Here is a 21,604-nt window from a genome sequence, read left to right on the forward strand (position 1 = left end):
ACAATGAAAATGACCGTATCCGACGCGGCCAGCGCCGCGCGGGGCCAGTGGCCCCGCATCCTGCCCGCGCTGGGCGTGAAGGTGGTGAAGAACCGGCACACGGCGTGCCCGGTGTGCGGCGGCAAAGACCGCTTCCGCTTTGACGATAAAGAGGGGCGCGGGACGTGGTTCTGCAACCAGTGCGGGGCCGGTGACGGCATGGACCTGGTACAGAAGGCGCTGGGCGTCAGCCTGACCGGGGCCGCCGCGCGCGTGAACGACCTGACCGGCAACCTGCCGCCGGTGACTGAGGCCGCACCGGCGGAGCCGGACGACGAGGCCGCCCGCACGGCGGCAGCCGCGCTGGCGCAGCAGCTGGTGAGCAGCGCAAAAGCGGTCACGGGCAACGCCTACCTGTCCCGTAAGGGGCTGCCGGAGCAGACCTGCCTGACGCTCACGAAGCCGCATAAGGTGGCCCTGACGTCCTACCGCCCCGGCGACCTTGTGGTGCCGCTGCACGACGCGGACGGCGCGCTGGTCAACGTCCAGCTGATTAACGCCGCCGGTGACAAGCGCACGCTTAAGGGCGGCCAGGTGAAAGGCGCCTGCCACGTCCTGAGCGGTAAGGGCACGCCGAAACGCATCTGGCTCACCGAGGGCTACGCCACCGGGCTGACGGTGCACGCGCTTACGGGGGATGCGGTGTGGATTGCCCTGTCGTCCGTGAACCTCCTTTCCCTGGCCGGCCTCGTCCGTGAAAAGCACCCGTCGCTGCCGCTGGTGATTGCCGCCGACCGCGACCTGAACGGCGACGGCCAGCGTAAGGCGAAATACGCCGCCGCAGCCTGCAACGCAACGGTGGCCCTGCCGCCGGTGTTCGGCGACTGGAACGACGCCTTTACCGCGCACGGGGAGGACGCCACCCGGCAGGCGCTGCGGGAAGCCTCCGCCTCGCCCGCCGCCAGCCCGTTCGACACCATGAGCGAGGCCGAGTTTACGGCCATGAGCGCCAGCGAGAAGGCGGAGCGCGTCGCCGAGCACTACGGGCGCAATCTGGCCGTGGACGCCAGCGGCGAAATCCTCTGCCGCTATGAGGCCGGGGCGTGGAAGGTGATTTCCGGCAATCAGTTCGGGCGCGACGTGGCGAAGCTGTTTCAGCGCCTGCGCGCGCCGTTCTCGGCGGGCAAGGTGGCGGGCGTGGTGGACACGCTGAAGCTGATGCTGCCCCAGCAGGCCGCGCCGCAGCGACAGCTCATCGGCTTTCGCAACGGCGTGCTGGACACCCGCAGCGGCACCTTCAGCCCGCACCGGCGCGAGAACTGGCTGCGCACGGTCAGCGACGTGGACTACACCCGCCCCGTGCCCGGCGAAACGCTGGAGCGCCACGCGCCGCACTTCTGGCAGTGGCTTGACCGCGCCGCCGGGCGGAGTGCAGAGAAGCGGGACGTGATTCTGGCCGCGCTGTTCATGGTGCTGGCGAACCGCTATGACTGGCAGCTGTTTCTGGAGGTCACCGGCCCCGGCGGCAGCGGCAAGAGCATCATGGCGGAAATCGCCACCATGCTGGCGGGAACCGACAACGCCGTGTCGGCCACCATCGAGACGCTGGAATCCTCGCGCGAGCGCGCCTCGGTCATCGGCTTTTCGCTTATCCGCCTGCCCGACCAGGAGAAGTGGAGCGGCGACGGCGCGGGCATCAAGGCGATTACCGGCGGCGATGCGGTGTCCGTTGACCCCAAGTACCGCGATGCCTACTCCACGCACATCCCGGCGGTGATTCTGGCCGTGAACAACAACCCCATGCGCTTCACCGACCGCAGCGGGGGCGTGTCGCGCCGCCGCGTCATCCTGCACTTCGCGGAAATCATTCCGGCAAACGAGCGCGACCCGCAGCTGAAGGAGAAGATACAGGCGGAGCTGGCCGTCATCGTGCGCCAGCTGATGCAGCGCTTCAGCAACCCGCAGGACGCCCGCGCGCTGCTTCAGCAGCAGCAGAACTCCGGCGAGGCCATGCGCATCAAGCGCGACGCCGACCCGATGGTGGACTTCTGCGGCTACCTGTTCGCGACCGCCGAGCCGAACGGCCTGCACATGGGCAACGCCAGCATTCGGCCCCTGCAGCCGAAGCGCTACCTCTACCACGCCTATCTGGCGTACATGGAGGCCAACGGCTACCGCAACCCGCTCAGCATGAAGACCTTCAGCCAGGCCCTGGAGAGCATCCTGCGCGAATACGGCAGGACCTACCTGAAGCGGCGCACGAAAACCGGCGTGCAGACCAACCTCGGCCTGACGGACGAAAGCAGCGCCGACTGGCTGCCGAAGTGCGACGATCCGAATGCGACATGACAAACGTTGATCTCATCGCTTATTCGTTTATAGTTAAGCACCAGCTCTGATAAGAGCTGGTTTCATTGCCGGCGCTCATCATGCGTTCAAGCTGGCTTATTTCAGTCCTGAAGGTACCTGTTGCCGTAAAGGAGAATTTTAAAAATCATGCGTCTTACGCCACCCTGAGTCGTAACCCTCCCCGTCGCACTGAGTAATCTCAGTCGCGCATCCTTAAACATCCCGTCTGCGGATGTGACTTTTCGCACCTGAAATTTTTGCCCTTACGGGCTGACTCTATTCAAAATCTGAGAAATTATTATGCTGCTGTCCTCGACGCGTAAGGACTGGCTGGGTAACGTCCGTGGTGACGTCCTTGCCGGTATTGTTGTCGCGCTCGCGCTTATTCCTGAAGCGATCGCTTTTTCCATCATTGCCGGCGTAGACCCGCAGGTCGGCCTCTATTCGGCGTTCTGCATTCCCGTGGTCATGGCCATTTTCGGTGGACGCCCGGCCATGATTTCCTCGGCAACCGGTGCCATGGCGCTGCTGATGATAACCCTGGTCAAAGACCACGGCCTGCAGTACCTGCTGGCGGCAACCGTGCTTACCGGCCTGCTGCAACTTATCGCCGGTTACCTGAAGCTGGGCGCTCTCATGCGCTTCGTTTCGCGCTCGGTTGTGACGGGCTTCGTTAACGCGCTCGCCATCCTGATATTCATGGCGCAGTTGCCTGAACTGACCAACGTCACCTGGCATGTCTATGCGTTAACCGCCGCGGGCCTGGCCATCATCTACCTTTTTCCGTATCTCAATAAAACCCTGCCCTCGCCGCTGGTCTGCATTGTGGTGCTGACGGCCGTCTCCGTGTATCTGCATCTGGACGTTCGCACCGTGGGTGATATGGGCAAACTGCCCGACAGCCTGCCGGTGTTCCTGATTCCGGACATTCCGCTGAACCTGAATGCGCTGCTGATTATCCTGCCTTACTCTGCCGGCCTCGCCGTGGTGGGGCTGCTGGAGTCAATGATGACCGCGACCATCGTGGATGACATGACGGATACACCCAGCGACAAAAACCGTGAGTGCAAAGCGCAGGGTATCGCTAACGTCTGCACGGCGTTCATCGGTGGCATGGCGGGCTGCGCCATGATTGGTCAGTCCGTGATTAACGTGAAATCCGGCGGCCGCGGGCGACTTTCCACCCTCACTGCCGGTGTGGTGCTGCTGTGTCTGATCATCTTTCTGCGAAGCTGGGTGTCACAGATTCCCATGGCGGCCCTGGTTGCGGTGATGATTATGGTGTCGATTGGCACCTTCTCCTGGCGCTCCATTACGGATCTGCGTCGCCATCCGCTTTCGACCAGCGTGGTGATGCTGGCAACGGTGGTCGTGGTGGTGGCGACCGACAACCTGGCGTTCGGCGTGCTGACCGGCGTGCTGATTGCCTCATTGAATTTTGCCACCAAAGTGGCGAGGTTTATGACGGTCAAATCAGCCCTTGAGGACGGCGTCCGGACTTATACCGTAACCGGGCAGGTTTTTTTCGCCTCAGCGAATCGTTTCATGAACTGTTTTGACTTCCGCGAAGCCACTGAGCGCGTGGTTATTGACGTCACCCACGCTCACTTCTGGGACATAACCTCCGTCAGCGCGCTGGATAAAGCCGTTATCAAATTCCGGCGCGAGGGCTCAGAGGTGGAAATACGCGGCATGAATGATGCCACCCGCACGATCGTCGACCGGTTTGGCGTACATGACAAGCCGGAAGAAGTGGAAAAACTCATGGGCGGACACTAACCGAAAGGAGCGACAGTGATGAAAAATAACGTTATTGGATGCGTGGATGGCTCACCATCAACCGGGGCGGTCTGTGATTATGCAGCCTGGGCTGCTGCCGGCCTCTCAGCCCCCCTGACTCTGCTGCACGTTGTGGAAAAAGACGGCCATCCGGCCGTCTCCGACCTGAGCGGCATCATCGGCATTGACAGCAAAGAGCTGCTGACCGAAGAGCTGGTCCGGGTCGAGGGCGAACGTAACCGGCTCCTCAGGGCGCAGGGAAATATCATCCTTTCGGGGTGCGCCGGGCGGCTGGAGGTTGCAGGGCATTCAGCGGTGCGCCAGCTGCAGCTGCACGGTGTTCTGGATGAAATCCTGACGGAGCTGGACGACGTCCGGCTGATGGTGATGGGCCGTCGTGGCACGGAACACCGGGTGGGCAGTCACCTTGAAAACGTCATCCGTCTGCAGAAGCAACCCGTTCTGGTCGTGCCGGAAACGTTCACTGCGCCCTCACGCGTGCTCTTTGCCTGGGACGGCAGTGAGGCAGGTCGTAAAAACCTGACCAGACTGACCCTGAGTCCGCTTCTGCGCGACCTGGCCTGCCATGTCGTGATGGTTAACGGCAACGAGGCGTCACTTCTTGATGCCCGGTTGATTCTTGAGACGGCAGGTATCTCTGCAGAAGCCCGGTTACTCAAAGACGATTCTGTCCCGCATGCTTTGCGCCTTTATGCGGAAGAGAATGCCATTGATTTAATCGTGATGGGGGCATGGGCACACACGCGGCTTCGTCAGTTCTTCATCGGAAGCAACACCTCAGCCATGCTGGCTGAGAGTCGTCAGCCCTTACTGATGCTGCGTTAAACCACAGGGGCCTGCGACCGCGGGCCGTTTTCATCATTATGTTACGGTACCCGGACAGGGGCTCCGTAGCAACGGCTTTGCACGCTACCTTCGTAAGCCGTGCTCAGGGAATATCATGCGTCAGTTATTTCGCTTTATACATCAGCACGGCAGCCATCTCGGCTTTGGCGCCATACTGATGGCCATGTCGAGTTTCGGACAGACTTACTTTGTGTCGCTTTACGGACAGGACTGGCGGCAGGCTTTCGGACTCAGCGACGGCGGGCTTGGCGGCCTTTATGCAGCCGGCACGGTGATGAGTGCCCTCACCCTGACGTGGGCTGGACGGCTGATTGATTACACCACCACACGGAAGTTTACGCTGGCCGTCACCTTTCTGCTGACGGTGGCCTGCCTTCTGGTTTCAGGTGCGCAGACTGCATGGATGCTCTGCGTCGGCTTTTACCTGCTCAGGCTGGGTGGGCAGGGGCTGATGGTCCACACCGCCCTGACCGCAACTGCCCGACAGTTTCCACTGGACGCGGGCAAAGCGCTGGGCGCCATCGCACTGGGCCTGTCGCTGGCGCAGGCGTTTTTTCCTGTGGCGGCCGTGCAGGTCGGTCACCTGACGGGATGGCGTACGGCCTGGCTCATCAACGCGGTGATACTCATCGCGGGCGTTGCGCTGGCGATATCCTGTCTGCCACGCCGCGCCGAAAAGCCACTCCGCACGTTCAGAAAACGGGGGGACAGGAAAGTCCGTGCCCCCTCCATATGGAAAAACCGTAATCTGTTGCTGGCCCTGCCGGTGGTGCTTGCATCGCCCTTTATTACCACCGGCTTCTTCTTTCACCAGGCGCGCCTCGCAGAAGAAAAGGGGTGGGCACTGTCATGGGTCGCCGCATGGTTTATCGCCTATGCCCTGACTCAGGCAGTTTCGCTGCTGTCATTCGGCCCGTTGATTGACAGGCTGACGCCACGCAGGCTGCTGCCCTGGTTTCTGATGCCGCAGGGGGCTGGAATGTTTGCACTGTGGTTCAGCAACGGCCTGTGGGTGACGCCGTTCTACCTCATCATGACCGGTATCTCGTCGGCCATTGCCTCCACGCTGGCCACCGCGCTGTGGGTCCAGCTCTTTGGGCCGGCCCTGCTGGCAAAGGTGCGTTCGGCCGTTGAGGCCGGTACGGTTATCGCCAGCGGTGCCTCACCGGTCATCATGGGCGTCCTGATTGACCATCATGTTTCTGTGCGGTCGCAGGCGTTGATGTGTCTGATATTCATCATTGCAGCCAGTCTGACAGCAAGCCGGATTAAAACGGCTAAACAGAGCCTCATCAGCCATGAGAACGGGACGGCTGACTGATTCAGAAAGCGCCCCGCATGAAAGTACTGTTGAGCGAGACGGCCTGCAATTATGGCCCGGGATGTCGTCTCGTTGAAAGGGTAAACTTTAAACACATCGTTTTGTGGAGGTTTCATGGGTTCCGTTGAGGACACCAGCGAAAACGCGCTTGAGTTGATTGGCAGTATCACCCGCCAGATTTTACTTAACTCACCCAGAGTCAGTAAAGAAGACCTGATAAATGCACTGAATAAGCTCAGCAGTGATAACGATGACTGGTATGTAAAAGATGCCTGCCAGAGGGCATTGCAGATGTTGAAACACCGGTTACACTGACCCGGAGCAGGGTACTGTGTATGTCAGCCCGGTTGTTTTAATACCGGAGCTCTCTTTTGAGACGACGTTTTTTGTGATGAAGGCCCGGAAGGTTGTCCTGGCATAACTGAGCCATCCGTAAAATATACAGCCCTCCCCAAAAGCCGGTCAAACTGTTTGATTGCCTGTCTGATTGTTCTGCGACGGGACTCGTCAGTCTCAGCTTCCAGCATCAGATTCAGTTGTTTAGATATCATTTCATTACTGACGTCAGTGTCATTACGAATCAGCGTCATGATTGCTTCGGCAATCACAATTTTCACTTTTTCTGGTTCGCTCCTGAACATGTAAACCTTCTTTTTTCCTGGGGAGGGGTAAAAGTCCGTTGTCACGGACAGAAGTGCTGTCTTGTTGCGTTGGTGTCTTTTTATTCACGCTTTCAGTGTAGTCTCGCCTTAAAGGAAAAGTACAGTTAAAACATGCTCTGTAACTATTTGAATTATAATTAATTTAGACTAACTTGATTTAACTGCACGCTTTTGTGTATATCCCCCTGCAGTGTCCTTATGTTTCAGCTGCTGCCTTAATCGCGCAATGCGCGCCGCTGAACCACTGTGTTTTTTATCCTGATACGCATATCCTGTTTGTGTCTTAAGCGGATATGAAACGATGTGCTTTGCCGTGCAACTCATCCGTATGAGATCGAAACGACTTCCGGGATTAATCCGGATAAAGGAAATATTTATTTCCTTTATTCATTGCAGAATTAACCTCAGTTGCCGATAGTAATTATTGAAGAAGCAGGGGAGCCGGACACGCCGACACCAGGGCAGAATGCTCCGGTTTCCCTGCGGTGCATTAATACCGCCAGCAACCACGTTGAGGGGGCCGTCGCCCGCCTGGTCTGATTAAGCCAGTTCCCGCGATTCGCTGAAACGCCCATATTCCTGAGATGCATCATACAGCGGGCCGCACACAACAATTGTGCTTGTTACGCTGAAATTGATATTGTGTGCAGCGCCGGGCGGGACGTTACACCTTCCCTCAGAGCGTTGTTCTGCACCCGCGCCGTCCGGCCCGTTCGGTAAACGATGTTAAGCGCCGGCTTTACCAGATGAGATTTTGCGCCAGCAGCGTTTTTAACCCTGCTTTTTGAAAAGTTCATCAGGGCAAATTTTATTGATATCAGGGAAATGTCTGCTCCTTGCCCGAAACGATCATTGCGGCACAGACATATCCGCGCGTAATAAACTGCCTGTCTTATCTTCTGTCACCTGAGGTATATCCGTTCAGTAAAAGCCGGAAGGGCCAGGGGCGGATGAGGTTAAGTCAGATGCGTTTATCCGGGACACGTTAACGCGATAAGCTATGACGGGCCTGAGGGGAATTCCGGGTTTTATCATTGTGCCGAGAAGGCGTAGAGGCGATGATGCTGCAGGCTGGACAAAAGCCACATAAAAATTGCTGTCAGCCCGGTAAAGCCGCCAGCATAAAGTAACCAGTACAACTTTTTCTCAGAGGTTAGTTCGCGTTACAGAGACAGTTATCGTCTCGCTTATCCGAAACTTTAAATGTTCCGGATCTCAATACAGGGCTCCGAATCAGTCCCATCTTTTCCTGCAAACTCCATGAATCTTCAGCCAGAGCCAGAAGCGGACGTTGCTTGCATCATGGTATGTTAGTTTCCAGGGAGCAGGTCAGGTCAAAAAAGTTAATGTTACAAAAGCTGGTAAAGAACAGTTTGAGCCTTTTTTTAAACTACATAACAGGTCTTAGCCTCAAGGCAGGCCGCGCTACAGCGCAATACTTTTAACGTCCTGCAATTCAGTGCGAAATCGGCTGCAGAGCTGTAAGCGTTTAGCATTTTAATAGCGCTCACGTAGCCTCCACGTAAGCCATTCTTCGAGTTCAGGGTCGGCAAGAGGTCGCGAGTAAAAGAACCCCTGAGCCTGATCGCAACCATACTGCGTAAGAGCCGCAACGGTTTCCTCATTTTCCACCCCTTCGGCCAGCACCTCATAATTCAGCTCCTTGAGCATACTGATAATGCTGCGGGCAATAATACGCGACGCTGTGTCAGAAGAAAGGCCGGTAATGAGTGAACGGTCCAGCTTGATAACGTCAAGCGGGATACGGCGGAGATAGTTAATATTGCTGTGCCCGGCACCAAAATCATCCAGAGAGATGCTGAAACCTTTATATTTCAGCGCTTCGAGTGTCTTTATTGCAGCCGCGTTTTCGATTATCTGCTCGGTCTCCAGGCATTCAATCCCTAAAAGTTCGGCAGGGATACCCGCACGGATCATTTTATCCTCAAGTGCGCTGGCAAAATCCGGACGTGACAGATCCTGACCGCTCACGTTAAACGAGACCGGTAACTGGACAGGGCTGTGACGAAACCTGACAAGACGTGCAATCGCCTGGTCCGATACCCAGTCGGTGAGGGCGCTGAGTAAATCTGTCTGCTCTGCAAGCGGGATGAACGCCGCCGGTGAGAGTTCGCCAAATACAGGATGGCGCCATCGAATCAGTGCTTCAAGCCCGACAGGAATACCCTTTTTGAGACAAATTTTAGGCTGGTAAACTACATACAGCCCGGTGTTATTACGCAGCGATGAAGCCAAATCATTGAGCAGAGTAAAATCACGCGTTCGACGCTCGTCTGACGCTTCGCTGAAGCGCCTCCACCCGGTATTCTCTCCTGCAGCTTCATACAGTGCACTGACAGAACGGCGAAGCACCTCCTGAGAGGGCAGCAAATCTGCTGAAAAATCCACCTCGCCAGCCCGGGTAGTCAGCGCCACGGTAAGCCCGTCACCGATATCAGCATGAATGCCCTGAAGTTTGTCCACCACCCAGGACGCATTCAGTTTGCTGTCGGCACGCGTAAGGAGCGCAAACCGTCCCGTTGCAACCGTGTAAATCGTATCCGTTTGTGCAGGTTTCAGCCGCAGCGGGAGGAGCGTGGATACGTCTTTCAAAAGGCTTTCCACAGGCTCCATCCCCATTGAACGCGCCAGTTCGTAAGCATGCGACAGGTCAATACAGTCAATAAGTATAAGGCGCCGTGGCGTTTTATCCCCCGAGGCTTTCAGATACTGAAGGTCACGCATCAGACGCTGACGGTTTGGCAGGGAAGTCACGGGATCGGCGAAGCTTGCAGCATGCCAGACCTCCAGAAAAGACATAACAAGCGCAGCCAGTAACTTAAGCGTGGCAACCTTTTCGGCGCCGAAGTCATGCGGTGCTGTATCGGTTACGCAGAGTGTTCCCAGAATAACGCCTTCGCTGTTCTTCAATGGCGTGCCCGCGTAAAAACGGATGTAAGGCGTACCGGTTATCAGGGGGTGGGTACTGAACCGTTTATCGTGGAGAGTGTCAGGCACTACCATTGCCTTATCATTATCGACAACGTGCCGACACAGCGAGTCAGCGCGTGAGGATTCTTTCAGGTTAAAATTCCGGGCTGCTCTGACATACTGCTTCTCATCATCCAGCACAGAAATGAAGCTGCCAGGAATACCCAGAGCCTGACTGGCGAGTCGCACGAACTTTTGAAGTACATCATCCCGGCTTTCGTCAGGCCTGCGCAGCGTAAGGAGCGCGCGATGCCGTCGCTCCTCGTCGCCGCTAAGATTGGTCAGCATGTGTAGCACCTCCGCACCGCCCTGAAGCCGGTACGAAAAAAAGGAAAAGTGAAAGCTGCAAATACAGCTTTATTAATAAATTTATTAAGAGAAATTTTAAGGCTTCAGTACTTATAAGTATTTTTTTAAACTGTTCTACACTTCTGTCAAAGAAGTAACTTTCTTACTTAAGTGTAGACATAATAATGCATATTTGTGCCTGTCAATCCATGAATTAGATTTATTGTTTGTGTCCATTCTCAGCGTTGACGCGAGGGGAGATCTTCATCAGCCATAGAGATACTGAGCACATCTTTACGATGCTCTCAGGTACGGTTTCTCAGCGGCTCTTCCTGGTAGATTCAGGCCGCTGAAAAACGGTTCTCATTTTGTTCGCTACGTCTCGAATGCAGTAAAAGGCGCTTCGGCTTTACTTGAAAAAACATCACTTCTTACTTCTCAACTGGCCCGAAATGCCGCTAACCGCTTTGATCTGATGTGAGTTCAGGAAGAGAAAAACAACCTGTTTAGTAATCTAATCGGCCGTTTCAACGCACTGTTGACAGGTATATTTGAAAAAAATTAATTGTCCGGGTTTATGCCATGCTAAAAAGAAAAGTTCATCTCCGGCTTCTGCTGACATCACTCACTGCGGGAGGCATTATCGTTACGTGCCTGTTGATGATGGGGGCGATTTTTCTTTTTCAGAAAAAAAACATTGAAGAAAGCCTGATTGAAAACAATATTGCTTATGCTCAAAAGCTCGCTGACACAACCGACCGTTATCTCAGGACAGCGCAGCAGGAGCTGGAATGGAGCGCCTCTCAGATTAAAACGCTGGATGATGTTATCTATCTTGCTCATGAAAGCGACAGACTCAGACTGCAGTCCGGCTTTTTCAATACCGTAGTAGTCGTCAATAGTGATGCGGTTATCGCTGCGACATCTCCGGAAAGCATAAAACTTGTTGGTGTAAAGCTGAAATCGGTTGCCAGTCGTCAGTCTATTGATACAAAAAAGCCATTTATCTCATCTCCGTTTACGTCGGCGACGGGCAACTACGTCATTTTCATCTCTCAACCGCTTTTCACTCCTGAAGGCAATTATCTTGGTTATATCGGGGGGACAATTTATCTCAAAAAGCAAAGCATGCTGAGCGATATCCTGAGCCAGCATTTTTTAAACAGAGAAGCCGTGGTCAGTATTGTCAGCAACGAGGGGCTGATTATTTTCAGCCATGATCAGTCAAAGACCGGCGAGAAAATGGTCCTTCCTGCATCACTTCAAAAACGACTGGCCGACACGCAAAACGGCAGGTTCATTACGGAGAACGAAGGGCATAAACTACTTATCGGTTATGCAAATCTGCGCACAACCGGCTGGAATGTTTTTATGGCGGGGACCTCTGAGACGGTTAATGCCATTCTTCTTCACTCCGTTCGGAATATCCTTTGGTTCATTATCGGTATCCTGGCACTGACCACAGGTATCATGGTACTGCTTGCAGGGCGAATTGCATTACCTCTTGAAAAGCTTGCCGAAATGGTGCGTGAAGGCGGTAGTAATGCCACCGCTGAGTCAGTTCGCGGCGTAAAAGCATGGTATTACGAAGCCGATTGTCTGACTGAAGCCGTTCGGGATCACCGAAAGGCCGTATCAGGACATATGGCTGCTATTAGTGATGAGGCAATGACCGATCCACTGACCGGTATGTATAACCGCCGCGGCTTTACTGTAATGGCTGATCGGTTAATTAACACCTCGGAACACTGCGTTATTGCTATTGATATTGACCACTTTAAAAACATCAACGATACATTCGGTCATGATGCAGGGGATGATGCTCTGGTCAGTCTTGGTTCGTTACTCAGACAGGCCTGCAGACCCACTGACATTGTCAGTCGGTTCGGGGGAGAGGAGTTCATTGTAATTCTTACGCACACGGGCCTGGCTGACGGTATAATGACTGCAGAACGTATAAGGCTCACAGTCAGCATGGCTCATTTCCCCGGGGCAGGAAAAATGACTATTTCAGCCGGGGTGGCCGTTTTCATTGGTAATGAAAGCGCGCGCGAAGATGGTCTGAGTCGTGCTGATGAAGCCCTTTATCAGGCTAAACGGGCCGGAAGAAATCGAGTCTCGGTAAATGACGCTGATTAGTTAACATCAGAGCATCTAAAGCTTAAGAACTTAATGTTTTGCTGACCCTACGAAAAAAACAGTGCCATTTAAAATTATAAGTTTGGTGGATTAGGGTGTAGATTAAAAATCAAACAAAAAGAAATGCCGCTCCAGAGCAATACCGCTTGTCCGTTGAAATGGACTTTTATGCCAGGAAACAGGAAGGTTTATATGTTCAAAAGTGAAGAAGAAATAATCAACATTGTCATTGGAGAAGCACTATTATCGCTGCTGGATGATGACGCTGAAGTCAGTTCGGAAATGCTCTCGGCCCGGCTAAAGCGGATGCTCAGAACCGAGACCTGCGATACACGTCGTCAGGCCATAAAGGATGCAATACTGGAGACCGGAGGTTACTTAAACAGCGCGGTAAACGGGGAGCTTAACGCCGCCAGAGGAAGTTCTGCTAATGGAAAAAGGTTCTCAGGACAGCTCAACTCACACTGACAGCAGCGGTTGACCGTTTGCTCGTTTAGAGAGCAGGTGATGATTAACATAAGTCAGTTCATCATGCGCTTCATCATCTTCACAGCCTTTTCACATCTGACCCGCACCGCCCAGTCACTGTCACTGGTTTCATGGCTGAGGCGGTTTAGCGCAGATTAGCGCAGAAATAATGTCTTCTTGCCTTACGCTGTCTTTTCCTCTTAGTAACTGCCTGGTAACTAAACCTGTCAACGCCAGCGCTTTTTCGTCGGTATCCTCTCTGGAACCCATGAAGCCTCCGCAAAGCAAATAGCCTTAAATTATAGCATCCTGAGCGGAGCGGCCCGGCAGCACCTGCCGGACTTTGTCTGGGATGCAGAGTATGAAGCCCGTAAAGCTGGTCAGCTTAAACCGGTACTTTTGTTTTCTCTGGTATTCCGTCAGCTTCCTGACCAGTGACGCAGACCAGAAAATTATTCATCATCGCAATCGCCCTGCCGGTCGCAATCAGGTCGGCGGCAAGCAGGACGTCTTCCCGCAGCAGCACGACCATAAGCCCGGGCTCCGCCATCCTTGACTGCACAGGCTCAAAAGCCCGGTTCAGATGAAGCAGGTTGTTAGCAAACGTGGATGTCTTCAGGTAATTCCCCCGAGTTAGCTGGTTCACCATAAAGTCAACACCCTCCTTCATAGCGTGAAGGGTCTCGTACATCTGTACGGCTTCCCGTTCGTTGTCTGTATCGTGACTCATACCTTAAACGTCTCCACCATGTTGCGCAGGGCGTGAGCCTGCCCGGAAAGCGACTGCGAGGCAGAGGATGACTCCTCAACCAGCGCCGCGTTATTCTGCGTCACGCCGTCCATCTGGCTGACAGCGATACTGACCTGAGAGATACCCTGCATTTGCTCAGAGGACGCCAGCGACAGTTCGTCCATGGATTCGGCCAGTTCGCCGACCATGCCGACAATCTTCAGGATGCTTTGTCCGGTTGAAGAAGCCACTGTCACGCCGCTTTCCACCTGCGCGACAGCCTGTTCTATGAGAACCTTGATGTCACGGGCTGCCGTGGCGCTGCGCTGCGCGAGCATCCTGACCTCACCCGCTACCACGGCAAAACCGCGACCGTCCTCACCTGCACGCGCCGCTTCAACCGCAGCGTTCAGGGCCAGAATATTGGTCTGGAAGGCAATGCTCTCAATCACGGAGGTGATGTCACGCACCTTTGTGGCGCTTGCTGAGATGTCATGCATCGTGTCAGACATACGCTGCACATCGGCTTCACCGCTGCGGGCAAGCTTCGCGGCTTCACGCGCTGAGCCCGCCGTCTGCTGAGCGCCTGCCGCGTTACTTTTTACTGTTGCCGAAAGCTGCTCCATGCTGGCGGCCGTTTCCTGAAGGGCCGCAGCCTGCTGTTCGGTACGTGAGGACAGTTCGGTGTTGCCCTGTGAGATTTCGTCGGCGGCGAGCGCTACGGACGATGATGATTCTTTAATCTGCGACACCAGGCCGCGCAGGTTTGCCTGCATGCCATCAAGAGAGGCCAGCATACTGGTTGAATCGTTACGGCGAAGTATAACCTGGGTCGTCAGGTCACCTGCCGCAATGGCCGATGCCAGCACCTGAGCCTGCGCGGGCTCACCACCCAACTGACGCATCAGCACTCTGATAATGACAATGCAGGCACCCACGCTGACAATAATTGATGCGCCAGCCAGTAAAATCAGGATGAGAGATGACTGCGAAGCTAAAGCGCTGTTCTTCGCCACTTCAGAACTACTGGTTTTCTGTTGTATCCCAGTCACGATCAGCAAATCGCTCAACATTGTGTCCTGTATAGGCTGTACTTCTTTTGTGAGACACTCAATAAACTCTTTATCACGATTGGCCAGACCGAGCTGGCTGGCCTTCGAGAAGGTGGCGAAGAAAGATCTCTCCGTATCCGTCAACCTTTTAAATGCCTTACGACCGGCCGGGAGTGAATCCTTCTCCAGCAGGTCCCCCAGGGCCTGACGGTTGGCCGTAAACTGCGCTTGCGTTTCCTGCATCCGCTCTGCCAGAGGTTTCATTGCGTTAGTATCTGCCAGTAGCCCAATCGTTCTCACGTCAATGGCCATCTGTCTTATTTCACCCAGCATCTCTTCTGCAATCTGATACTTCTTCATTTTGATGTTTACAATCACGTCCATACCCTCGCGGGCCCGGTTCAGTGCATTTAGTGCAGTCCCTGTACAGATAATAAACAGGAGAATAAGCAGGCCAAAGCCTGCGGTCAGGCGGGTAGATATTTTCATATTTTTCTCGTTTTGAGGAAGTGCTGCCGTGTATATGTTAGTGCTGTCATTAACTGATATTAAGCCGGGCCTGCTGCCGCGCCTGTCAGGCGTAACATTCTGCCGGAGGCCAGCTTCTATCTGGCTGAATGCGTTCCCCGAAATACCCTTGCAGATGATTACTGAAACAAAGCCTGTTGGCACAGTTGCGTCGAAAACTCTGTCGTTTTTACCGGATCTCAAATCAGTATCAGACTCTATCGGCGGCAACAGGGGGGAACTCCAGAGTTCACCAAAAATAAATTGGGTGCAATTTAATTGATGTCGATATTGTTGCTGTCATCGGCAGTTGGCAGTTGTTTAAGCCATCCATTCCTGTCCGTGATATCCTGTTTTTCCGGCTCCCTGACGTCTGTCGCATCAAACGATTAACCGAATGCCTGCCGGCCCTCAACCTCATCAGGAGCAACGGCATGACAGACTTTAAAGATAGCGGCGAAGATAAACGCGTTCAGCCCCAGAACCTTGAGCAGTTTCTCTGCTTTGCGCTGTACTCGGCTTCGCTGGCCATGACAAAGCTTTACCAGCCGCATCTGAAACCGCTGGGGCTGACCTATCCGCAGTATCTGACACTGCTGGCACTTTGGGAAAAAGACGGTGTGACGGTGTCCGAGGTCGGGCAGCGCATGCACCTGGAATCCGGCACGCTCAGCCACCTGCTTAAGCGACTTGAACAGGCCGGCTTTATCAGCCGCACGCGCGACACCGGTCATGATGAAAGAAGGGTCATCATCCGCCTGACCCAGGCAGGCCGTGAACTGGAAAGCCGGGCAGCCGGCGTGCCGACGGCGATGATTTGTGAAATGGGCATACCTTATGAAACGCTGGCCCGCCTGCGCGACGGGGTAAGACACGTACAGGAAAAAATCATTCAGGCTCTGCCTTCTCAGGAAAACCAAACATCCTGATGCGCTGTCACTGCATCAGGATGTTTAAAAAAGTCGTTTTTTGGCAGATGCGTTCACCTGACGCGGTAAATTTCAAGGGCACTTGCCAGGATTGACTTGAAAAAGCCGCCTCGCTTTGATAGCAAGGGCCTAAATACGAGATTTTAAAAGTTAGGCTTTATTTTCAAAGGGAAGATAATGAAAAACGTTGTACTCAGCATGCTGGCAAAGATATCTCACATCGATGCCGACATGAAGCAGTTAACAGCTCGTGTTGAGGCTCAGTCTCTGCTTATCAGTGCGCTTGTTCTGGCTGTGAGTAAAGAGGGTGGTGTCACTGAAATGATCGAAAGCGCGAATAAGGCGATCAACACGGTCATCGACTCTGCTGAATGCGATGACCTGCTTAAGTCTGACGCCGCGCTTCTGCTGAGTGAACTTCAGAGTCTGCTGACCATCTCCAGGGCTGTTGACGAGGCGGATGAAGAAATTCATCATGAAGGTATTGCAGAACTCAAAGGATTATCTAAATCCGTTGATTGAGCACGCCCATTTGCTGTTCAGATCACTGCTGTCGCAATTGTTAATCTGCTGTCAGCAAGCCGAGAATACTTGAGTATCACATTTTACCGCATAAATCCTTTTTTAAAGGATTTATGCGGGAAGGTGCATGTCCAAATCAGTTACAGTGGCTTTAGGGACAAGATACTGAGAACCGTGTTACATCAGAAATGTGTCCAGCCGTCGTCCGTTGTTTCAGGTTTATTAATGACCGTCGCCGGAAGACGTGCCGGAGCGACAGGGGATAAAACCGAAGGGCCGCTCTGACCGCCCAGGCTGGCAGCAGCTGACGCAGATTCCTCGACGAGTGACGCATTCTGTTGCGTGGTGCTGTCCATTTCAGTCACCGCTATTCCTACCTGCTCAATACCATGAGCCTGCTCAGCGCTGGCTGAAGTGATTTCCTCGACCGTATCCGTCAGTCTGCCGACCGCAGACAGAATGCCTTCATGGTTTCTGAGGCGTTTAACACCAGTTCATTACCTTCACCGACACTGCGTGCGTTGGTCTCTATGAGCTGACGTATCTCGCCGACATCGTTACAGTAAGGTATGAAACGCTGCGTTCAGCACACTTCAAACGACAGCGGTATGCTTTCGGACCCGCAGTGACAAAGCCTGCTACTGCTGATTTATACTGAACGTACGAAGCAAAAGCGGCCGCAGAACTGAAAAGGCTGGCCACAGACGATTCGGTCCGTATCCGGAACGTCTGTGGCCAGTGACAGTAAAGTTTCAGGCTTGATCAGAACAGTAGCGTGACGAGGTAAAAGCGGGCTTTTTTATGTTTATCTTACATCTGTGGTGACGGATATGCATCACCCTTCACCCATTAGTCACTATTTAACTGACTGATATTAATGAATTAAAATTAATGGTGAACAGTATGAAGGATTATTAATAAAATCTTTTTTCAGTGGAGATTACGAGAAAATATTGAGCATTAATTAACCTATTTTGATTATGAATGAACACCAATTCGGCGGATATGATATTCAGACATTCATTAGTGCATTGCTAAATAGATACAGTAGAAGGGGTGGGTGGAACGTATTTCTTATAGCCTAAGTCTCAATAAGCCCCAGATATTGACCGAAAACTTCTTACTATTCATATGATTATAGAATCAGCAAAAGCTGGGCGTTGGCTTTGCAAATAATCAATTTAAATGCATATAACTCTACCAAAAAGGCATAGAGTTTTGTTAGGTTCCGTCTTTAGGAACCTAACCAGTGGGTTTGTTAGTTTTCCGCACGACTATTTTTTAACCTTATTGAGAATCTGCTAGTTGAAATCGCTAAAATAAAGTAGGGGGCATAAGTGGGGGCATTTCAGGTTTTTCTTTTAAAAAAAATAATTAAAACAATGATTTGAATCATTGTTTGAGTCCGGCCTTCGGCACCAAGTGAAGTGAGTTGTAGGACTAAGAAGCTGCCTGAGGGCGGCTTTTTTTGTGTCTGAAATTATAAATTTTTAGTTGAAAATTATTTCAAATACCTAATTATAACCTTGAGGACGTACATAATTCATTAATTAGAAATTAGAAATTAGAAATTAGAAATTAGAAATTAGAAATTAGTTCGATATTTTTATGCATAAATTTTTTTAAATTAACCTAATTTGTATGTTTCAATAATTAATCTAATAAATACTATGCGGCCATCAAGGCATTCCGGATTGTATCTCATATCGCAGTGTAAATCAGAAATCATATAGCCCTGATTAAATATTTATAATCCCATTTGATGAAATAATATTTTTTTAAAAAAATTTCAATAGTTAAGGGCTTTATAAAAAATAAGAAAAGCATTGAAAATTAAAAATTATAGTGATAAATGTTTAGGACTACACTGCAGCTTTCTTATTTGAAAACAGCAGTGTAGTCCTATGATATTATTAATTAATAAAGTCTAAGCCTATTCTTGACTTTGATACTCCTAATCTACTTAGTAAGTTCAAGGCATATTCATATCTTAACTCAGCTATTATCTCTGCGTCTGTGGTCAAAATATTCACATCGTTACCTTTAGGAGAGGGTTCGGCATATTTTAAAGTAACCTTTTTATCGTCCTCATTAAATACGCCTTGTCTATCAACATAATAATCCCTCGCCTTAGGATTTGCTTTTCCATCGAGACCATAAGTAAAGCTAAGTATTTTTATTTCTTCATCTTTGTTATGATGACGAATAAAAAGAAGATTATTCTGTGTTGCATATTTGAGTATTTCTTTTGTTTCATCTATTTTCGATAGTTTTGGCAATTGAGAAATTCCAAGGGAATCGCACATACTTTCTCGCATGTTCCTCAAGGCTATTCTTGCATCATACATTTGTACTAAAGTCACAGATATAAGATCATTATCACTATTTTTTTGGCCGGGAACAAGATCACACATTGGTGTTAAACAAAGCCAATAATTTCCATTAAAAGTCAATATATGACCAGTTACTAAGTGATGTGTGCTGATTTTCTTTGAACAACTGAAACAATTAGCTTGAATAACTTGGTCAGTAATATTTTCAAGTGTCTCTTTTTCAATAAAGTAGTCAAGAGGATTTTCCATTTTATTTATTGAGTTAACTAAACTAATAGTGAAATCATCAAGGCTATGTTTTATTTCGTAAGCAAGTTCTTCCCACAATTTGGTCACCGCTTGCCAGGCAGAAGTTTTGATAGCGAGATTATCATTGTTTAAAAGTTCTTTAAGCCAAGCCGCCTGAAGTAACTTTTTATTAAGAATATTACTTGCAGCGTAACTGCCATTAGATTCAATTTCATGTCTAAGTTTAGACAATACCAATTTATGCGGGTGAGGTTTAGACTCTGCCATCGCTTCAATAAGTTGATCTGGAATTTCACTAATAGGTGTATCTTTTTTTCCTAACACAGTTAGAAATAAGTCTTCAGTTTTTACCCAATTACATTTTTCATTTTTTCCCCATTCGAAAAATTTTGATGTGCTTTCCGAAAAGAAATTTTCATGGAATTTAAATTTTTCAAACGACAACCACCTCAAGAGGTCTCGTTTGCTTATTTCAATACTTTCAGGCTTGCTATCATATAAAGATTTGAATACATCTAAATATACATGCTCAAAACGAGGATCTTGAATTTTATTCTTGAACGTATTGATAATAAATAACAAATCGATAGTGGATATTGAAGAAAGAATCATTTCTTTTATGTTGTAGTTTTCAATTTCCCAATCATCAAGAGCTGAATTTATTTTTGCTAATTCTCTTTCAGAAATTATACAAATTTTAGGTTTTTCTTGTAACGAAATAATTATATCAATCAGTACATCTTGAACCGTACCTTTATCACCTGTATAACCTTTAGTATGGACGGCAACAATATTATAATGCCTGTTACTTGATAAGTTTTTAATTATATCGATTGATTTTTTACAATATCCTGAATCTTCACCATCGAGATGATAGTCAAGGATTAAAAGGTCGCTATGGTGAAGTCTGTTAGAGACTGTTCCTAATTCTATATTTGTCTCTTGGCCATTGTATATGTCTAGTAGCCAGTTATATTTTACATCGCGGCTCACTTCTACTATATCTCTAAGCCTTCCAATATTTTCTTCTTTGAAATTATTCGGCTTTCTTGAGATTAATTCATCTAAAGTAGGATATTCATCATCAATTACAGTCACCGTTCGGATCGGCTCAATATAGGCTATCTTTAAATGTGGCCTGTAATCAAAAGCAATGTTAGTTTGCATTTTTCAATCCTTTAAAAATGATGGCAAAGTTAGCACCATTTAAAATCTTTTTTTCATCACGGGTTTCATAAAAAATTGAATGACCACTGACTGCAAGATTTTGTTTACAAAGATACAGTCCGACACCACGACCACCTCTTTGCTTTTTCGAAAAGAATATAGTGAATAACTCGTCTACATCATCCATGTCAACGCCAGGACCAGTGTCGGAAACATATACAATGCCATCTTTAACATCGAATAATATTTCCTTGGTAAGTGTTTCGGTTTCCTTTACCCAATATCTTGAATTATTGACCAAATTAATGAAAACGGGATATATGCGTGATGGTTGCTCATATATGGCTAATTTTTCAAAATCGCTGGTGCATCTAAAATAGATGCTATCATTTTCTAATTTGTTTTTGAAAAAATTGTTAACATATGTGTATATATCCAGTCCTGTTAGTAACGCACGGACTTTTTCTCCAGATAATTTAAGAGGGCTTAAAAACCGCCAAGAATCACTTAAAGACTCATGAGCATTAGTTATACTTAACAATGCACTTTTTTGCAATGGATCAAGTGACGAACTACTCAAATTTTTGATTCCGCGCTCAATAGTCATGTCAAATCCTTCAATCTCATGACCTATTATTTCAACAGTAATCCCTAACTGCGCTAACGCATTGACTTGTTCAACTTGCTTTTTCAAACGTGAGTTTTCATTGACTGAAACAATAGCTAAACTTTCCAGGTCTATTTGTTCCTTGAGGTTTTCGAATGCTGAAATATAAGGAGATAATTTTTGTGTTACTTCTATATCTTGAATTTGATAATCTAGTTCTATTAACTCGAGGGTTTGTTTAAGACCAATTTTTTTATTATCAAGATCAGTAAGATACGCTGATACCTTTTCATGAAAAGCTTTATTTATCGCACTAACTGTTTCTTCAAATCTCTCTTGTTCATCTTTAAGAGATTGTCTTCCTTTTGTAGCCAATTTTCGTATCTTTGCATGCAATATAGCCGCTTTACTACGAAAATCTTTCGCAGCTATTTCAATATCATCTTTAACAACTAATTGTTCTAAAGCGAAACTCAATGAGCTACTTATGTCTTTTAACTGGCGCTTTGCATCTAATTCTATATCTCTGTATTCCCTGTAATCTTTTTCAATACTGCCTAAACTCCGTGGCACAGCTCCTAAAGAATAAGATTTTAGCTCGGCATCGAGTTTATCAACTTCTTCTCGTAAAAAGAGAAGTTCTTCTTGATCTATATTTTTATTTT

The 21,604-nt window shown here is 49.9% G+C and carries 17 protein-coding genes and 1 pseudogene; 11 read left to right on the forward strand and 7 right to left on the reverse strand.

Annotated features, from left to right (window positions below; genetic code table 11):
• Window positions 1-3: 3 nt before the first annotated feature.
• From A6A26_RS07865 to A6A26_RS07885, 5 genes are all read left to right on the forward strand, one after another.
• Window positions 4-2,328: a phage/plasmid primase, P4 family gene (locus A6A26_RS07865; RefSeq protein ID WP_063878222.1), complete on the forward strand. Its 2,325-nt coding sequence runs from the start codon at window positions 4-6 to the stop codon at window positions 2,326-2,328.
• Between the two features lie 300 nt (window positions 2,329-2,628).
• A complete protein-coding gene (locus A6A26_RS07870) occupies window positions 2,629-4,107 on the forward strand; it encodes a SulP family inorganic anion transporter (RefSeq protein ID WP_082875160.1) in 1,479 nt (492 codons plus the stop codon).
• A gap of 18 nt (window positions 4,108-4,125) precedes the next feature.
• Window positions 4,126-4,953, forward strand: coding sequence for a universal stress protein (locus A6A26_RS07875; protein WP_063878223.1), 828 nt, complete (start codon window positions 4,126-4,128; stop codon window positions 4,951-4,953).
• A 115-nt stretch (window positions 4,954-5,068) separates the two neighbouring features.
• Window positions 5,069-6,295 (forward strand): MFS transporter, encoded by a 1,227-nt coding sequence (locus A6A26_RS07880; RefSeq protein WP_063878224.1) that lies wholly within the window; start codon window positions 5,069-5,071, stop codon window positions 6,293-6,295.
• A gap of 114 nt (window positions 6,296-6,409) precedes the next feature.
• A complete protein-coding gene (locus A6A26_RS07885) occupies window positions 6,410-6,610 on the forward strand; it encodes a hypothetical protein (protein ID WP_063878225.1) in 201 nt (66 codons plus the stop codon).
• Window positions 6,611-6,633: 23 nt separating this feature from the next.
• On the opposite strand, the gene A6A26_RS07890 is transcribed toward A6A26_RS07885, so the two are convergent.
• Together A6A26_RS07890 and A6A26_RS07895 are read right to left on the reverse strand one after the other, a co-directional pair.
• Window positions 6,634-6,936 (reverse strand): hypothetical protein, encoded by a 303-nt coding sequence (locus A6A26_RS07890; RefSeq protein ID WP_063878226.1) that lies wholly within the window; start codon window positions 6,934-6,936, stop codon window positions 6,634-6,636.
• 1,518 nt (window positions 6,937-8,454) lie between these two features.
• Entirely contained in the window at window positions 8,455-10,236 is a 1,782-nt protein-coding gene (locus A6A26_RS07895; RefSeq protein ID WP_063878227.1) for a putative bifunctional diguanylate cyclase/phosphodiesterase, read from the reverse strand.
• 582 nt (window positions 10,237-10,818) lie between these two features.
• Between A6A26_RS07895 and A6A26_RS07900 the strand changes: the two genes are divergently transcribed.
• Window positions 10,819-12,375 (forward strand): sensor domain-containing diguanylate cyclase, encoded by a 1,557-nt coding sequence (locus A6A26_RS07900; protein WP_063878228.1) that lies wholly within the window; start codon window positions 10,819-10,821, stop codon window positions 12,373-12,375.
• A gap of 192 nt (window positions 12,376-12,567) precedes the next feature.
• A complete protein-coding gene (locus A6A26_RS07905) occupies window positions 12,568-12,843 on the forward strand; it encodes a hypothetical protein (protein ID WP_063878229.1) in 276 nt (91 codons plus the stop codon).
• A 385-nt stretch (window positions 12,844-13,228) separates the two neighbouring features.
• Here A6A26_RS07905 and A6A26_RS07910 read toward each other — a convergent pair whose 3' ends face one another.
• Both A6A26_RS07910 and A6A26_RS07915 read right to left on the reverse strand, forming a co-directional pair.
• Window positions 13,229-13,573 carry a hypothetical protein gene (locus tag A6A26_RS07910; protein WP_063878230.1) on the reverse strand — a complete coding sequence of 115 codons (345 nt, stop codon included), beginning with the start codon at window positions 13,571-13,573 and terminating at the stop codon, window positions 13,229-13,231.
• Window positions 13,570-15,114, reverse strand: coding sequence for a methyl-accepting chemotaxis protein (locus A6A26_RS07915; RefSeq protein WP_063878231.1), 1,545 nt, complete (start codon window positions 15,112-15,114; stop codon window positions 13,570-13,572). The genes A6A26_RS07910 and A6A26_RS07915 overlap by 4 nt, the downstream gene beginning before the upstream one ends.
• A gap of 28 nt (window positions 15,115-15,142) precedes the next feature.
• On the opposite strand from A6A26_RS07915, the gene A6A26_RS25410 reads away from it, so the two are divergent.
• The 3 genes from A6A26_RS25410 to iraP all read left to right on the forward strand — a co-directional run bounded on the left by A6A26_RS25410 (window position 15,143) and on the right by iraP (window position 16,583).
• Window positions 15,143-15,415: a hypothetical protein gene (locus A6A26_RS25410; protein ID WP_156506648.1), complete on the forward strand. Its 273-nt coding sequence runs from the start codon at window positions 15,143-15,145 to the stop codon at window positions 15,413-15,415.
• A 151-nt stretch (window positions 15,416-15,566) separates the two neighbouring features.
• On the forward strand, window positions 15,567-16,061 hold the full coding sequence (locus A6A26_RS07920; protein ID WP_063878232.1) for a MarR family winged helix-turn-helix transcriptional regulator: 495 nt from the start codon (window positions 15,567-15,569) through the stop codon (window positions 16,059-16,061).
• Window positions 16,062-16,238: 177 nt separating this feature from the next.
• A complete protein-coding gene (gene iraP, locus A6A26_RS07925; protein ID WP_063878233.1) occupies window positions 16,239-16,583 on the forward strand; it encodes an anti-adapter protein IraP in 345 nt (114 codons plus the stop codon).
• A 182-nt stretch (window positions 16,584-16,765) separates the two neighbouring features.
• Here the strand turns inward: iraP and A6A26_RS24715 are convergent.
• Window positions 16,766-17,133: pseudogene (locus A6A26_RS24715) on the reverse strand (methyl-accepting chemotaxis protein); the annotation flags it as partial.
• A gap of 554 nt (window positions 17,134-17,687) precedes the next feature.
• Here A6A26_RS24715 and A6A26_RS26250 point away from each other — a divergent pair.
• Window positions 17,688-17,759: a DUF1493 family protein gene (locus A6A26_RS26250; RefSeq protein WP_156506704.1), complete on the forward strand. Its 72-nt coding sequence runs from the start codon at window positions 17,688-17,690 to the stop codon at window positions 17,757-17,759.
• Window positions 17,760-18,496: 737 nt separating this feature from the next.
• Here A6A26_RS26250 and A6A26_RS07930 read toward each other — a convergent pair.
• Window positions 18,497-20,332 (reverse strand): response regulator receiver domain, encoded by a 1,836-nt coding sequence (locus tag A6A26_RS07930; RefSeq protein ID WP_063878234.1) that lies wholly within the window; start codon window positions 20,330-20,332, stop codon window positions 18,497-18,499.
• Window positions 20,322-21,512 (reverse strand): ATP-binding protein, encoded by a 1,191-nt coding sequence (locus A6A26_RS25955; protein WP_253851874.1) that lies wholly within the window; start codon window positions 21,510-21,512, stop codon window positions 20,322-20,324. The genes A6A26_RS07930 and A6A26_RS25955 overlap by 11 nt, the downstream gene beginning before the upstream one ends.
• Window positions 21,513-21,604 lie beyond the last annotated feature (92 nt).

The sequence above is a fragment of the Pantoea sp. OXWO6B1 genome (assembly GCF_001641135.1).
GTDB lineage: Bacteria > Pseudomonadota > Gammaproteobacteria > Enterobacterales > Enterobacteriaceae > Pantoea > Pantoea allii.